General features: G+C 48.5%; 6 protein-coding genes, 2 tRNA genes and 3 rRNA genes. 2 read left to right on the plus strand and 9 right to left on the minus strand.

The genetic code is table 11. From position 1 onward, the window contains the following. Positions 1–503 precede the first annotated feature (503 nt). Positions 504–3,620, plus strand: coding sequence for a SusC/RagA family TonB-linked outer membrane protein (locus tag BFO_RS13680; protein WP_046472604.1), 3,117 nt, complete (start codon positions 504–506; stop codon positions 3,618–3,620). A 39-nt stretch (positions 3,621–3,659) separates the two neighbouring features. Further along, positions 3,660–5,294: a RagB/SusD family nutrient uptake outer membrane protein gene (locus BFO_RS13685; protein WP_371706626.1), complete on the plus strand. Its 1,635-nt coding sequence runs from the start codon at positions 3,660–3,662 to the stop codon at positions 5,292–5,294. A gap of 268 nt (positions 5,295–5,562) precedes the next feature. Here the strand turns inward: BFO_RS13685 and rrf are convergent. The 9 genes from rrf to BFO_RS13735 all read right to left on the minus strand — a co-directional run bounded on the left by rrf (position 5,563) and on the right by BFO_RS13735 (position 15,889). Then, a 5S ribosomal RNA gene (gene rrf / locus BFO_RS13690) occupies positions 5,563–5,673 on the minus strand. 157 nt (positions 5,674–5,830) lie between these two features. Beyond that, positions 5,831–8,722: ribosomal RNA gene (locus tag BFO_RS13695) — 23S ribosomal RNA — on the minus strand. A gap of 280 nt (positions 8,723–9,002) precedes the next feature. After that, positions 9,003–9,076: transfer RNA gene (locus tag BFO_RS13700), tRNA-Ala, on the minus strand. Positions 9,077–9,158: 82 nt separating this feature from the next. Continuing rightward, positions 9,159–9,232: transfer RNA gene (locus BFO_RS13705), tRNA-Ile, on the minus strand. Between the two features lie 220 nt (positions 9,233–9,452). After that, a 16S ribosomal RNA gene (locus BFO_RS13710) occupies positions 9,453–10,977 on the minus strand. The 16S, 23S and 5S rRNA genes sit together here with 2 tRNA genes alongside, the layout of an rRNA operon. A gap of 543 nt (positions 10,978–11,520) precedes the next feature. Next, on the minus strand, positions 11,521–13,977 hold the full coding sequence (locus BFO_RS13720; RefSeq protein WP_014226387.1) for a TonB-dependent receptor: 2,457 nt from the start codon (positions 13,975–13,977) through the stop codon (positions 11,521–11,523). A gap of 66 nt (positions 13,978–14,043) precedes the next feature. Continuing rightward, positions 14,044–14,559, minus strand: coding sequence for a KdsC family phosphatase (locus BFO_RS13725; protein WP_014226388.1), 516 nt, complete (start codon positions 14,557–14,559; stop codon positions 14,044–14,046). Positions 14,560–14,564: 5 nt separating this feature from the next. Further along, positions 14,565–15,329: a Rossmann-like and DUF2520 domain-containing protein gene (locus BFO_RS13730; protein ID WP_014226389.1), complete on the minus strand. Its 765-nt coding sequence runs from the start codon at positions 15,327–15,329 to the stop codon at positions 14,565–14,567. After that, positions 15,326–15,889: a nitroreductase family protein gene (locus BFO_RS13735; RefSeq protein ID WP_014226390.1), complete on the minus strand. Its 564-nt coding sequence runs from the start codon at positions 15,887–15,889 to the stop codon at positions 15,326–15,328. The genes BFO_RS13730 and BFO_RS13735 overlap by 4 nt, the downstream gene beginning before the upstream one ends. Between the last annotated feature and the right edge of the window lie 244 nt (positions 15,890–16,133).

Consider the following 16,133-nt stretch of genomic DNA (forward strand, 5'->3'; position numbering starts at 1 on the left):
AAAGAGAATGAATGCAAAAAGCAACTTTTTGATTACCGGTCTATATCTATCGGAGACCGGACAGCTTGCCCGTAAGCCGGACAGATTATTTTTTCTCTCATCTGTTTTTATAATTAAAAAACGATGCGTAAGTTTGTGGCGGAATCGGATACCTCTCTTACCCAAGACGACGATATGCTGTGCCGAAAGGTAGGGGGTAAATCCGAACTCCGACACATGAATATCAGGAATACCATGAAGAAGAACCCCGATATACCGGTTCGGACAGCCCGAGAGCGCACACCCGACACAGAAAGGCTTGTAGTTTGGCAGAAACGGTCCGAACGGAAAGCGTCTGTCTTTTTCCCGAAATACGGTCTATACAAACATTACGATATAAAAGATTCAACAAACAATCATTTTAAAGCAGTAAAAGTATGAGAAAAACGAATGGAACAAGGATCAGAATCCTTTTATTCTCTTCCATGTTATTTCTCGGCGGCAATTTGTCGGCAGAAGTAACAATGTATGGAAGTAATCCGGAGTTTACAGACGCAGCTCAGCAGCAGAGCGTCCGAAAGGTCACCGGAACGATCAAAGACGAGCTTGGAGAAGGCATGGTCGGTGTGAATATCCTTCTCAAGGGTACCAACACGGGAACGACGTCGGACTATGACGGAAACTTCTCGATCGAAGTACCGCCGAATGCCGTACTGGAGATTTCGTATATCGGGTTTCTATCGCAGTCCGTACCTGTCGAAGACCGGACTCAACTCGACATCGTACTCGTCGAAGATACGAAGATGTTGAATGAGGTCGTCGTTCTGGGTTACGGAACGAACGCGCGGAAGCAGGACCTGTCGGCCTCAGTGGGGATTATCAGCAACACCGAAAAGCTGGTCACGCGCCCGGTCACATCGACTGAAAGCATGTTGCAGGGACAACTGGCCGGTGTCACGATTACGGCGAACGGAGGAGATCCGACCTCAAGCCCGCATATTGTGATTCGCGGACAAGGGTCGCAGAATGGCGACCGTGTGCTTTGGGTCGTAGACGGTGTGCCCGGTGCTCCTGTCGCTTCGATGAGCGACATCGAAACGATTGTGGTACTGAAGGACGCCGCTTCGGCGGCTATTTACGGAGCGCAGTCGGGCGCCGGTGGAGTCGTGCTGGTCACGACGAAGAAAGCGAAGAAAGGCAAACCGAGCATCTCGTACGAGGGTATCTTGGGAATACGCCAAGCCACGAACCTGCCGCAGTCGCTTACGGCCGAAGAGCAGATTCGGATGAGACAAACATCATACACCCAGGCCAAACTGTCAATCCCGACCGGGTGGGATACCGCCAAAAACCCGTGGGTCGGTACGACACGTACCGACTGGATGGACGAGATTTTTCGCACCGCTTCGTATCAACGGCACAACATCTCGTTGAATGTCGGAACGGACGATTTCACGAATCGCATTTCATTCTCTTCGAACGTCGACAACGGTGTGTTACTGAACACCTACAACAACTCGGTCGGACTGCGTTACAACGGAACGTATAAACTGAATAAATGGGTTTCGATTAGCGAAGACTTCGTATGGAAAAATTCTTCGAGCCGGGGAACCAACACCTCGAGCGCTTATTCCGGAGTCATCCTTTCGGCCATTTATATGCCTCGAAGCGCCACAGTCTATAATCCCCTCACCGGTTCGTTCGGGGGTACTACGACGGAAGACCCCGAATACATTGCCAAATACGGTTCGAGTTATCCGGACATTCACGGCGACGTCATCAATCCGGTGCGCTCGCTGATCGCCGAGACGAATTACAACAAGACGAGCGACGTATGGACGACAACGGCACTCGACATCACCAACATCGTCGAAGGATTAAAATTCACCAGCCGTTTTACGTATAATGTAGAAAACAACTTATACAAGAATTTCACTCCTCGCCGGAAAGAAGTCGGCAAACCGAGCAACACGAACACGCTTTCGGAAAGCACCTATCGCACCGATGCGTGGAAAACGGAAAATACGCTGACGTACGATAACACCTTCGGCGAGCATACCGTAAGCGGCCTGCTTTCGACCACGGCCGATCATTACGAAAATAGAAGGCTCGAAGTAGAAGGAAGGACGTTTGCCAACGAATCGAAGCCCCTGCAATATCTGGCTTATGCCGAGACCATCACCGCAGGCGATAAGCTGGAAGGGCCGGATGCCAACGTCTCACTGATCTCACGTCTGGCCTATTCGTTCAACGACCGGTATTTTGTCACCGGTTCGTGGCGTCGCGACTATGCCGGCCGTCTGCCGAAAGAAAACAATTACGGCGATTTTCCGGCTTTCACGGCTGCGTGGAAAATCTCGAACGAAAAATTCTTCCCGAAGAGCGACCGGTTTAACCTGCTCAAACTCCGCGCTTCGTGGGGACGGGTCGGTAATTTGGGATCGATCGGTTACAATTATAAAGCCGCCATTCTATCGAAAAAGGAAAATCCGTCGAACGAGGGCGGGCAGTACGGAACAACCGTCGGAGGAGCATGGGGCACGGCCATTTATAAAGGAGATGCTTTGAACCGACACCTTACGTGGGAGACCTCGGAACAGACGGACTTCGGTATGGATATCGACCTGTTCAACGAACGTTTGTCGTTGGCTGTCGATTACTTCAGCAAACGCACGTATAACCTGATTCAGAAACAGACGATGAACTGGCCGCAAACCATCGGTCTGAATCCCATGCTCGTGAATCAGGGAGAGGTGCGTAACCGGGGTTTTGAGATACAGGCTTCGTGGAACGACCGCATCGGGAAGGATTTTTCGTATTTCATTTCAGGCAACTTCGCTTACTTGAAGAATTGGGTTTCGGACATCGGTGTTAAAAACGCGGACGGCACACCCGGCGTATGGACCGGAGAGGGCAGTTTCAGAAATGTGCCTTATATGTATCAGACGGCCGAAGGAGAACCGTTGGACTCATATTATGTGATTAAGACAGACGGTATTTTTCAGAGCGATGCCGAAGCCGCAGCGTATGTCGATAAAAACGGAAAACGTATTCAGCCGAATGCCGTGGCCGGCGATTTGAAATTCGTCGATGCCAACGGCGACGGGGTGATCAACGACAAAGACCGCCAATACTGCGGTAATGCGATGCCTGAAACGACGTTTGCCCTTTCGATGGGATGCTCGTACAAAAAACTTTCGGTCAGCGCCATGTTGCAAGGCGTCGGCGGAGCACAATCGTTGTACATGGCCAAATACATGTTGTTGGGCGATGTGGAAGGGAACTTTAACCGCCAGAACACCATCCTCGACGCATGGAGTCCGAACAACACGTCGTCGAAGATTCCCCGCCTCTCGAAAGCCGACCCGAACGGTAATTTCACGACTCCTTCGGACTGGTATCTCGAAGACGCCTCTTACCTGCGAATTAAAAACGTGACCGTAGCCTACGATCTGACCGATATGTTACGCAAATCCTGCTTTGCCGACCGATCGAACAGCCGGCTCTCCCTCTATCTCAGCGGTGAGAACTTATACACTTTCACCCGATATTCGGGTATGGACCCGGAAACCGGAGGATACGACGCGTTGAAATACCCGCTTTCGCGTGTGCTGTCTTTGGGTATACAACTTACATATTAATCTATTGTATTCATCAAAATAAAGAAGAAGAACATGAAACTGAAAAAATATCGATTTGCATTGATCCTGCCGTTCCTTATGTTAGGCGCGTGCAGTGATTTTTTAGACGTTCAGCCCGAAGGAAGCGTGACCGACGAGCAGTATTTTACGAACGATCAACAAGCCATCGACGCCATTACCGCGCTCTACATACCGATTCACTGGGAAGAGACCTTCGGGCGTGATTTGTTCTGGGAGCAGGGAGCCGCCTGCGATATCGTATGGGGGCGCACACGAGGTTATAACACGCTGGCCACATTGGCTTATACGGGTGACGAAGGCCCGCTGCGCTGGAACTTTGAAGCATTCTATACGATCATTTCCCGCTCCAACTGGGTTGTTCAGAAGCTGCTGAACAAACAGCAGAAAGTAGCCCTGACAGCCATCGAAACGCGCAGCCTGGGAGAGGCTTACTTTATGCGAGGCATGGGACATTTTTACATGGCTTATCGTTACGGTACCGACAAGCAGGGCGTTCCGTTCGTGCGCTACGAAGATTTCCCGGAAGGATATGATCAATCCATCCCCACGCAACAGCCGTCGGTGATCGACAATTACAAGTATATCATCGACGATATGGATCAGGCGATCAAGTACCTGCCGAGGTTCGAAGCCTACGGCGAAGAAGACAGAGGACGTGCGCATCAGGCCGCGGCCGTCGCTTACAAAGCGAAGGTGTACGCCTATTGGGCTACGTGGGATCAAACGCAGTGGAACAACGTGATCAGCATGGTCAATCTGCTCGAAAAAGATTACGGGCGCAATCTGGCCAAAACATTCGCCGAAGTCTTTTCGTCCGATTTCGCCGACTTCTGGAATGCCGAATACCTCTGGTCGATTCCTTCGACCGGCGGAGCCAAGGGGGGCGGAAGCGAATTTCCCGGGGTCGTACTCGAAAACAAAGGATGGGGTAAATACAACGGCTGGGGACAGAACAAACCCTCGTACGACATCTACGAGCTGATGCTCAAAGACGGCCCCGGAAACGACCGTCTCGTACGTTCCATCCTCGAATACAATCAGGAATTTGAGTTCTGGGGTGAAAAACGCCGGTTCTTCTCCACCTCCGATATCGAATCGGGGTTCATGATCAACAAGTACATGGACCCGTTCAAACACGCCAATCCTGTCGAGAACGGCTACGTCTGTTCGAATGGCGACTGGCCTACGGTACGCGTGAACTTCCCGATCATACGTTTTGCCGAAATGCTCCTCTTCCGTGCCGAAGCGTATCTGATGACAAACCGGGCGGAAGAAGCAAAAGCAGACCTTAACCGTATCCGTGTACGTTCCAGGCTGACGCCTCTTGCCGCTACGCCAACCATGGCCGAGCTGTATCACGAGCGGCGCTGCGAACTGGCTTTCGAATTTACAGACCATCTCTACGATCTGAAACGGTGGCAACGTTCGCCCAACGCCGTAATAAAAGAACTGGCCGTGAAAGAGCTGAACTCCCGTCCACGCATCCGAAAATACGCCGACCGCGCCAATCCGAAATCGACTTTCGAAGTGACGTATTACTCCGATTATGCCAATAAAGGCAGCTATAAGGAACACATGATCGTATTTCCTTATCCTTCGGAGCAGATCACCAAATCGAACGGAAAATTGAAACAGAACGAAGGATATAAATAGCTGATAACATAATCAATGATCCTCATACAGCGACGATATTTACTGCACAATGAACAAATAGACAAAGCTGGAGTAGATTACTTCAGAGGGCATCTATTTACAGTAGCGTCAATGGGCCAAACATGAGAAGAACAAGTAATCTCGTTATCAGGGCGGCTTAAGGACTTGCACCCGTTAGAATATCCCCGTGACAGAAGTATACCATGCAAAAAGAAGGAGCACTTTCTCATTGGAAAATGCTCCTTCTTGAAAAAAAATAATACCTAAAAAACGGCGGCTACCTACTCTCCCACAATATAGCAGTACCATCGGCGTGACGAGGCTTAACTTCTCTGTTCGGAATGGGAAGAGGTGGATCCCTCGTACTATAACCACCTTAATCTCTTTCAAAAAAAATTACCTTGACGGTCAGGACAAAACAAAGAGAAGCTTGAAACTCTTTTCTTTCGCTCGCTTAAAGAAGCGATAAAACGTAGCAAACAGCATCTCGCCTGTTCGCAAGCCAAACATAAATCAAACCAATGCGGTTATACCCCGATAAAAAAGTTTCGGGCAATTAGTACTGCTCGGCTTGGATGTTACCACCTTTACACCTGCAGCCTATCAACGTCGTAGTCTACAACGACCCTTATATAGATATCTCATCTTGAGGAAGGCTTCGTACTTAGATGCTTTCAGCACTTATCCTTTCCAGACTTAACTACCCGGCTGTGCTCCTGGCGAAACAACCGGTAAACCAGCGGTCTGTCCAACACGGTCCTCTCGTACTAGTGTCAGGATCCCCGCAAATATCTTACGCCCACGATAGATAGAGACCGAACTGTCTCACGACGTTCTGAACCCAGCTCGCGTGCCACTTTAATGGGCGAACAGCCCAACCCTTGGGACCTTCTCCAGCCCCAGGATGTGACGAGCCGACATCGAGGTGCCAAACCGCCGCGTCGATATGAGCTCTTGGCGGCGATCAGCCTGTTATCCCCGGAGTACCTTTTATCCTTTGAGCGATGGCCCTTCCATGCGGAACCACCGGATCACTATGCTCTAGTTTCCTACCTGGTCGACTTGTAGGTCTCTCAGTCAAGCACCCTTATGCCATTACACTCTGCGACCGGTTACCAATCGGTCTGAGGGTACCTTTAGAAGCCTCCGTTACACTTTTGGAGGCGACCACCCCAGTCAAACTACCCACCATACAGTGTCCTCCCATTGAACAGGAGTTAGAAGTCAAACACCAAAAGGGCCGTATTTCAACAACGACTCCACCATGACTGGCGTCACAGCTTCACAGTCTCCGGCCTATCCTACACATCCGATGCCCAACGTCAATGTAAAGCTATAGTAAAGGTTCACGGGGTCTTTTCGTCCCATCGCGGGTAATCGGCATCTTCACCGATACTACAATTTCACCGAGCTCACAGTTGAGACAGTGCCCAGATCGTTACACCATTCGTGCAGGTCGGAACTTACCCGACAAGGAATTTCGCTACCTTAGGACCGTTATAGTTACGGCCGCCGTTTACTGGGGCTTCAATTCAAACCTTCTCCTTTCGAATGAGTTCTCCTCTTAACCTTCCAGCACCGGGCAGGTGTCAGACCATATACATCATCTTTCGATTTAGCATAGTCATGTGTTTTTGTTAAACAGTCGCCTGGGCCGATTCTCTGCGGCCACTGTCACCAGTGGCGTCCTTTATCCCGAAGTTACAGGACCATTTTGCCTAGTTCCTTAACCGTGAATCTCTCGAGCGCCTTAGTATTTTCTACCCGACCACGTGTGTCCGTTTACAGTACGAGTGCTATATCAATATGCTTAGCGGATTTTCTTGGGAGCCTGTTTACGCACATATTACATTGTACAAGTACGCTGCATACTGTCAGGTTCGACTCTCGCGGCGGATTTGCCTGCCGCAATCAACGTCTACACCCTTCAACCAACTATTCCATCCGTTGGCAGTGCTGTCACTTCTCCGTCCCCACATCGCTCAATATAGCAGTGCCGGAATATTAACCGGCTCTTCCATCGGAATCGCCCTTCGGCTTATCCTTAGGCCCCGACTAACCCTGATCCGATTAGCGTTGATCAGGAATCCTTGGTCTTTCGGCGAGGAGGTTTTTCACCTCCTTTATCGTTACTCATACCTACATTTGCTTTTCCATACGCTCCAACAAAGGTCACCCCTTATCTTCAACGCAGAGTATGGAATGCTCCCCTACCATATCTTGCGATATCCATAGCTTCGGTAAACCGCTTATGCCCGATTATTATCCATGCCAGACCCCTCGACTAGTGAGCTGTTACGCACTCTTTAAATGAATGGCTGCTTCCAAGCCAACATCCTAGCTGTCTATGCGGTCTGACTTCGTTAAATGCAACTGAGCGGCTATTTCGGGACCTTAGCTGATGGTCTGGATTCTTCTCCTTTCGGACATGGACCTTAGCACCCATGCCCTCACTCCCGGGATCCATATGATGAGCATTCGGAGTTTGTCTGGACTTGATAGGCGGTGAAGCCCTCGCATCCAATCAGTCGCTCTACCTCTCATCAAAAACACCCGAGGCTGCACCTAAATGCATTTCGGGGAGTACGAGCTATCTCCAAGTTTGATTAGCCTTTCACCCCTACCCACAATTCATTGGAACACTTTTCAACGTATATCCATTCGGTCCTCCAGTTAGTGTTACCTAACCTTCAACCTGATCATGGGTAGATCACTTGGTTTCGCGTCTACTCCTTTTGACTATCCGCCCTGTTCAGACTCGCTTTCGCTTCGGCTACATGCCTACTTGACACTTAACCTTGCCAAAAAAAGTAACTCGTAGGTTCATTATGCAAAAGGCACGCCGTCACACGTATACAGTGCTCCGACCGCTTGTAGGCAGACGGGTTCAGGGTCTATTTCACTCCTCTGTTCGAGGTTCTTTTCACCTTTCCCTCACGGTACTGGTTCGCTATCGGTCTCTCGGAAGTATTTAGCCTTACGGGATGGGCCCCGCAGTTTCAGACAGGATTTCACGTGTCCCGACCTACTCAGGATACCGCTAAGCTTCAAAATGATTTCGTGTACGGGACTTTCACCCTCTATGGCCCTCTTTCCAGCGGGTTCCACTTTCATCTTTTCTTGCTACGTCGCGGTCCTACAACCCCATGGGATGCCGAAACAACCATGGTTTGGGCTCTTGCGCGTTCGCTCGCCACTACTTACGCAATCATTCTTATTTTCTCTTCCTGTGGGTACTTAGATGTTTCAGTTCCCCACGTTCGCTCACCTTGCGGTGTGACTGGCCTTCAACCAGCCGGGTTACCCCATTCGGATATCTCGGGATCAAAGGTTATTTGCACCTCCCCCGAGCTTTTCGCAGCTTATCACGTCCTTCTTCGCCTCCGAGAGCCTAGGCATCCACCGTCTGCCCTTCTTTTACTTTTTTATCCTTACCTCACAGTTTTCATATACAATTATACAATCTTTACATGATACTGTGGGCTTCTTTATCTTTAGCTCTTTCTACGCTTTTCTTAAAATTCGCTTCAAGTTTCATTCATATGTGCAATTGATCTATTTGCATACATCATTCGACATACGAAATCTTTTCTCTGTTTTGTCCATCATGTCAAAGAACTCTTCTTTTCGCTTTTTTTTGTTTCCGCCTTCTTCGTCGTTCAAGAGAACTCCTCTTTCATAAACGCTTCGGGCAGACTGCGAAACTCGTGGAGAATAACGGATTCGAACCGTTGACCCCCTGCTTGCAAAGCAGGTGCTCTAGCCAGCTGAGCTAATCCCCCGTCTTTTGAGTGGATAATGAATAGTTAACAATTAAAAATGATGCCATTCTTCATTATTCACTTTTCATTGTTCACTTTCCTGTAGTCCCAGGCAGAGTTGAACTGCCGACCTCTACATTATCAGTGTAGCGCTCTAACCAACTGAGCTATAGGACTGTCTCGTCAACTGCCGCCGGGATAAGACGAATCGTCTCTTGCTCTCCAAGTCGAATAAGCAGCCCGTTTCAGGCTTTTTTTTTTCGACAAAGAAACCGAGACATCCCAGCTTCCTTTTTCTCTTTTCCCTTTTTTATAGTAAACATGAAAACAAGAATGCAGTACCCATAAAAGTACCTAAGGAAAAGAATCTTTCAAACAGATTCCAAGACTGCTCCAGAAAGGAGGTGTTCCAGCCGCACCTTCCGGTACGGCTACCTTGTTACGACTTAGCCCCAGTCACCAGTTTTACCCTAGGCCGATCCTCGCGGTTACGGACTTCAGGTACCCCCGGCTCCCATGGCTTGACGGGCGGTGTGTACAAGGCCCGGGAACGTATTCACCGCGCCATGGCTGATGCGCGATTACTAGCGAATCCAGCTTCACGGAGTCGAGTTGCAGACTCCGATCCGAACTGAGACAGGGTTTGGAGATTGGCATCCGGTCGCCCGGTAGCTGCCCTTTGTCCCTGCCATTGTAACACGTGTGTCGCCCCGGATGTAAGGGCCGTGCTGATTTGACGTCATCCCAACCTTCCTCACAGCTTACGCCGGCAGTCCCGCCAGAGTCCTCAGCTTTACCTGTTAGCAACTGACAGTCAGGGTTGCGCTCGTTATGGCACTTAAGCCGACACCTCACGGCACGAGCTGACGACAACCATGCAGCACCTACATAGACGCCCCGAAGGGAAGAAAGCTCTCACTCTCCGTCGTCTACATTTCAATCCCGGGTAAGGTTCCTCGCGTATCATCGAATTAAACCACATGTTCCTCCGCTTGTGCGGGCCCCCGTCAATTCCTTTGAGTTTCACCGTTGCCGGCGTACTCCCCAGGTGGATTACTTAACGCTTTCGCTGTAGAGCTTACACTATATCGCAAACTCCTAGTAATCATCGTTTACTGCGTGGACTACCAGGGTATCTAATCCTGTTTGATACCCACGCTTTCGTGCTTCAGTGTCAGTTATACCTTAGTAAGCTGCCTTCGCAATCGGAGTTCTGCGTGATCTCTATGCATTTCACCGCTACACCACGCATTCCGCCTACTTCATCTATACTCAAGACTACCAGTTTCAACGGCAATTTTATCGTTAAGCGACAAACTTTCACCGCGGACTTAACAGCCCACCTACGCACCCTTTAAACCCAATAAATCCGGATAACGCTCGCATCCTCCGTATTACCGCGGCTGCTGGCACGGAGTTAGCCGATGCTTATTCACAAGGTACATGCAATAAAATACACGTATCTCATTTTATTCCCCTGTAAAAGAAGTTTACAACCCATAGGGCAGTCATCCTTCACGCGACTTGGCTGGTTCAGGCTCTCGCCCATTGACCAATATTCCTCACTGCTGCCTCCCGTAGGAGTCTGGTCCGTGTCTCAGTACCAGTGTGGGGGACCTTCCTCTCAGAACCCCTAACCATCGATGGCTTGGTGAGCCGTTACCTCACCAACTACCTAATGGTACGCATGCCCATCCGCAACCAATAAATCTTTAACAAATAGCCCCATGCGGAACCCCTGTTTTATGAGGTATTAGTCCGACTTTCGCCGGGTTATCCCTCTGTTGCGGGCAGGTTACATACGCGTTACTCACCCGTGCGCCGGTCGCCGACAGGTATTGCTACCCTCGATGCCCCTCGACTTGCATGTGTTAAGCCTATCGCTAGCGTTCATCCTGAGCCAGGATCAAACTCTCCGTTGTTCAAATTGTTTTTTTATCCTATCGCGCTCAGAATCCAAATATATCCTTTTCCTTTATTTTCGTAAATTGACGGTACTTTTTTCTTGTACTACATCTTGTTTTACATGTAAATCTTACAAAGATCGCTTTTTATTTTTGTGTACCCCTCGAACACTTTCAAAGAATAACACTCTTTCTTTTTTTTATCCGATTACCGAACCGGTAACGGGCTGCAAAGATAAAAACAAATTTTTATTCGAACCAAATCTTTTCGAATCTTTTTTTTTGGAAAGAAGTCTTTTTTCTTATCAAACCCATTTGTTTGAAACAAATAAAAAAAAGAACACCCCCCCAGAAAAATCTTTCCTCTATCTTCTTGCAGCAGGCTCTCCTCTCGAAAGCGGGTGCAAAAGTACGGAATATCTCCTTTCCCTACAAATATTTTATGACCTTTTTTTGAAGAAAAAGCGCAAACATCAAATAATCAAGCAAATTAAAAAGCAAAAAAACATGCATTAAATAATGGAGAAAGGAAAAAATGAGTAAGATCATCTAATGATTCGATTAAAAATCGACTGTCAGACGAAAATTAAGCTGACGACCGGTTAAATAATTTGGCACCGCATACTGATGACTATACACATCCGTGATCCAATAATAAGAGCTCGTATTGTAAATATCGAATATATTAAATACATCAAGTCCTAACCAGATACTTTTGAAATTTCGAAAAAATCCCCGCTCCATCCAAGCATCTTCTCCCCCGGCCAGTTGGTAAGTAAAGCCGAGGTCTATACGACGATAAGGCGGTGTTTTGTAATTGCTTCCGTCATATCCCCGACGGGGCACGGTGACCGGTAGTCCCCCGGTCAGCACACCGCGCAGATTAAGCATGGCCCGACGGTAACCGGGAAAATAGTCCTGAAAATAGAGTGAAATATTATAGGCAGGGCTATTGGGCATTGACGCACTGACTGTTTCACGGCCATTCCGCTCAATCGTCTGGCGTGATTTCATCAACGACAAACTAATCCAGGAATCGGTTCCGGGCACAAATTCGCCGAAAAGTTTCATATCCAATCCGGCAATGTAGCCTTTCGCACAATTCTCCCCATAATATCGTATCTTCACATTATCTAATGTATAGGGGTTAATATTGCTCAGATTCTTATAATACAGTTCCGTCGTCAACTTAAAGTTCCGGCTGCCGACCTTAAATCCGTAATCGCCTCCCAAAATAAAATGAATCGACCGTTGCGATTTCAATTGATCATTCAGCCGGATCACCGTATTTCCATCTTTATCCTTCACCTCGGTGCGTAATTCTTTATAGAAAGGAGACTGGTAATACAGTCCGGTCGCAAAACGAAGGGTCAAGTCCTGATTGGCATTCGGAATAAAGCCCAGCGAAGCGCGCGGACTGAAAAGAAACTCCTTGCTATATGTCCAGTAGCTGCCACGCAGACCGCCAACAAGCGTGAACAGTCCCTGCTCGGTACGAAACTTGAACACATCCTGAAAATAAGCTGAAAAACGGCTACTGTTCAATTTGTTATCTGAAAAAAGATTCGCAATCACATTCACCTCCTTACCGGTCTGTGGTAACGAATAACCGGACGAATCACGGCTTTCCCATTCACTGATTTTATCGATGATACGTTCCATCTGCGCATTGACACCCCATTTCAATGTTTGATGAGCTGTAAGCTGTGTCATCCCATACAGTCCGACATGACCAACGGTCGCTTGCAACCTGTTTCGTGCATGTTCATGATAGGATGCCAGAGCAATGGATTGTTCCCCCTCAGCAGTCTTTTCATCTCCCTCCTCACCGGCTTTATCCAGACGATAATTTCCGGTCAAATCGTAACTTTCCTCTTCGTTGCTCCGAAAAGCAAAAGCTTGCAATCCCAGTTCCGATTTTACACTTAACTGATGTTTCAACGTCAAAGCCCCATAGATCGTTTCAAACTTGTCACGTTCCCGACCCTCGAAAAACACATGAAACTTTTGCCTATTCTTCACCGTTCCAAATGTGGTTTCCAACTCGATCGGAATATATTTGTAATGGTTAGACGAGAGGTTTCCCAGGAAATTAAGCTCCCATTTCGGCGCAGGTTTATAAGTCATAAACGTTTGCATATCTACGAAACGCGGCACATATTCGGCACGGCCGACTAAATTGTTCAAAAGCGAGCTTGACATCTTGTAACGTATGCCCGTAACCTGTGTAAACTTATCATTTCCTGTTCCCACATAAGCACTGGCAGTGCTTATGTTCATATTCGAAGCGCCAAGCACACCGACCGAAGCCGATCCTTCCAGTTTTACAGGTTTCTTATATGAAATATCCAAGACAGAACTCATCTTATCTCCATAACGAGCATCGAAACCGCCAGCCGAGAACTGCACCTTTTCTGTCAGGTTCGGATTGACAAAGCTCAATCCTTCCTGCTGGCCCGAGCGTATCAACAAGGGACGAAAGACCTCCATCCCGTTCACATAAACCAGATTTTCATCAAAGCTTCCGCCCCGCACCGAATATTGAGTGCTCAGTTCATTGTTCGACGACACTCCTGCATACGTTACAATCAGACTTTCGATACTTCCCCCCGAAGGATCGGGAAGAATCTTCAAACGACCGGCATCGAGCGTCTCCATCGTAGTCGTCTGCCTGCGAATTGCCGTAACCGACACTTCATTCAGCTGAAGAGAAGTATAGTTCATTTGTACGTTCACACGCATATCTTGTGCCAAACGCGGAATGACTCGCTCTGCTTTATTGTATCCGAGACACGAGAAAAGCAGCACAACGGAATCGCCCGGCGAAACCGACAACGAATAGAAGCCTTTTTCATCGGTCATCGCCCCAATCAGCGTATGCTTCACCTGTACGGCAACCAATTCTAACGGATTTCCGTCAGCATCCCGCACATTTCCAGAAACTTTCACCTTTCCCTGAGCATTTAATCCCAGGACCATCCACAAAAACAAGAGCGATGCCAACGTACGATTTCTCATTTTTCCTTTATTTTACGTGAGTATTAACGTAAAAAAAGCCCAATGCGTATATTCCGGCCGTAATTTTCACCAACCGAAAGCTTTATCCGTCATCCATAGTTGCTGTGCTTTCATCGTTTGTTCAATCACTTCGCGGGCAATACCGTCGCCACCGCTCAAGGGTGAGATATATTTTGCGATGTGTTTGATCTCCGGTGCTGCCGTAGCCGGCGCAACAGGCAAGCCGACACGGCGCATCACTTCATAGTCCGGGATATCGTCGCCGGCAAATACGATCGATTCTTCTTCCAGCCCGGTCTTCTGAAGAAAATCTTCGTAATCTTTTATTTTGACGGTGCTACACATATAAATATGCTGCACCCCGAGACGTTCAAAACGGAGACGTACATTTTCCGTGTAGGCACCGGTGATGATGCCCACCTGATAACCATGCTTAACAGCCAATTGCAACGCATAACCGTCTTTGATGTTGACGGTTCGGGCCGGATCGCCATGGTCGGTCAGCGGAATTTTGTCGGACGACAGTACACCGTCCACATCGAACAGAAAAGCTTTTATTTTTGTCAAATCATAAGGTATCATAATGTTCAAGACTGAGATAACAGGTGAATATTCTTACTGATTAATTCGTACAGTTCACGCACAACCGGATCGGTCAGCATGGCCGATTGTTGTTCGATCACATTGCAATCGTATCGTACCGCCGGCCCCGTCTGTGCATCAGCAGGAGAAAGGGTATGTATTTTTGTGGCCGTTTCATCGATTAGCGGCAACAGCACGGCGGGATCTATCCCCTGCTCACTCAAAATCCGATCAGCAAGGACATACATGTGGTTTGTAAAGTTACAGGCAAAAACTGCGGCCAGATGCAAATAACGCCGTTTTTCGGAAGAGAGCAGCCGTACATCGGAAGAAATCTTTTCGGCAAGTGTTCGCAGACGCTGTTCGCTTTGTGCTGAGTCAGCTTCGATAAAACAAGGAACATTCCGAAAATCGACCGGTCGTTTTTTTGAGAACGTCTGTAACGGATAAAGCACGCCATAGCGGCGGGCATATCCGCGAAAAATATCCATCGGCACACTACCTGCCGTATGCAACCAAAGCCCTTCGTTCGGGGAAACCTGTGTGACGATTTTATGCAAAACCGCGTCTTTCAAAGCAAAGACATATAGATCGGCATCCGAACGTAGTGCGCCGGTATCCGTTGTCCACGCACACGCGTGCTCTGCAGCCAGCCTTTGTGCATTTTTTTCGGTACGGCTATAAATCTGACAGATACATAGTCCGGCCTGCCGCATCGCTGCGGACAGATGAGTCGCTACATTTCCGGCTCCGATAAAGACGACCTTCATGCCTGAGTCGCTTCCTCCGATGTACCGGGCAACGCGAATTTACCGATATGTACCTTCTCCCACAGCAGGTGCGATTCATCGAACGGTTTACGTTCCTGGTCCTTGTGCCCGAAACCAATGATGCACAGGACCCCCATCTGATACGGTATATCCAACAAATCGCGGACATATTGCTCCGAGTCGCGTTCATCGGCCGTCAGACGGTTTCGGACATGACACCAACAGCTTCCAATTCCTAAATCCTCAGCCTGCAACTGCATATATATCGCGGCAATGGAAGCGTCTTCGACCCACACATCGCTTATCGTCATATCCCCCAACACCACAACGGCCAACGCACATCCTTCAAGAAACCCGCCCCCGGCACTTTTACACCTCGCCAACTGCGTCAACATATCCTTATCTTCGACCGTGATAAACTGCCACGAATGCGAGTTCTTCGATGTGGGAGCCATCAAGGCGGCTTTCAAGAGTTGCTGCACTTCTTCCGGTGCGATCAGTTCGTCCGTAAACTTCCGCGTGCTGCGTCGACGGGTAATCAGAGCATTGAAATCTTCCATACCATAATATTATAATAATGCGAGGACAAAATTAGAGAAATTTTCCGAAATGGAGCTCTTCGGAAAGATTAACACAACGAAAAAAAGAACATCTCGCCACCAAAAAACTTCGAGGGTGTGTCAAAACGCAATGTTTGGACACACCCTCTTTAGGTATGTAAGAATGGGTGAAATTGGGAGGCGCTAAGGATGAGAGCGAGGGAGCATACTAACGTATGTGGCCGAGCTCGCATTCCGCAAACAA

Origin of the sequence: Tannerella forsythia 92A2, from assembly GCF_000238215.1 — a bacterium.
Lineage (GTDB): Bacteria > Bacteroidota > Bacteroidia > Bacteroidales > Tannerellaceae > Tannerella > Tannerella forsythia.

Excerpts from the sequence above, each read along its gene's own strand:
- BFO_RS13735 (WP_014226390.1), bottom strand. The coding sequence starts at position 15,889 with ATGGAAGATTTCAATGCTCTGATTACCCGTCGACGCAGCACGCGGAAG.
- BFO_RS13680 (WP_046472604.1), top strand. The coding sequence starts at position 504 with ATGTATGGAAGTAATCCGGAGTTTACAGACGCAGCTCAGCAGCAGAGC.
- BFO_RS13725 (WP_014226388.1), bottom strand. The coding sequence starts at position 14,559 with ATGATACCTTATGATTTGACAAAAATAAAAGCTTTTCTGTTCGATGTG.
- BFO_RS13720 (WP_014226387.1), bottom strand. The coding sequence starts at position 13,977 with ATGAGAAATCGTACGTTGGCATCGCTCTTGTTTTTGTGGATGGTCCTG.
- BFO_RS13730 (WP_014226389.1), bottom strand. The coding sequence starts at position 15,329 with ATGAAGGTCGTCTTTATCGGAGCCGGAAATGTAGCGACTCATCTGTCC.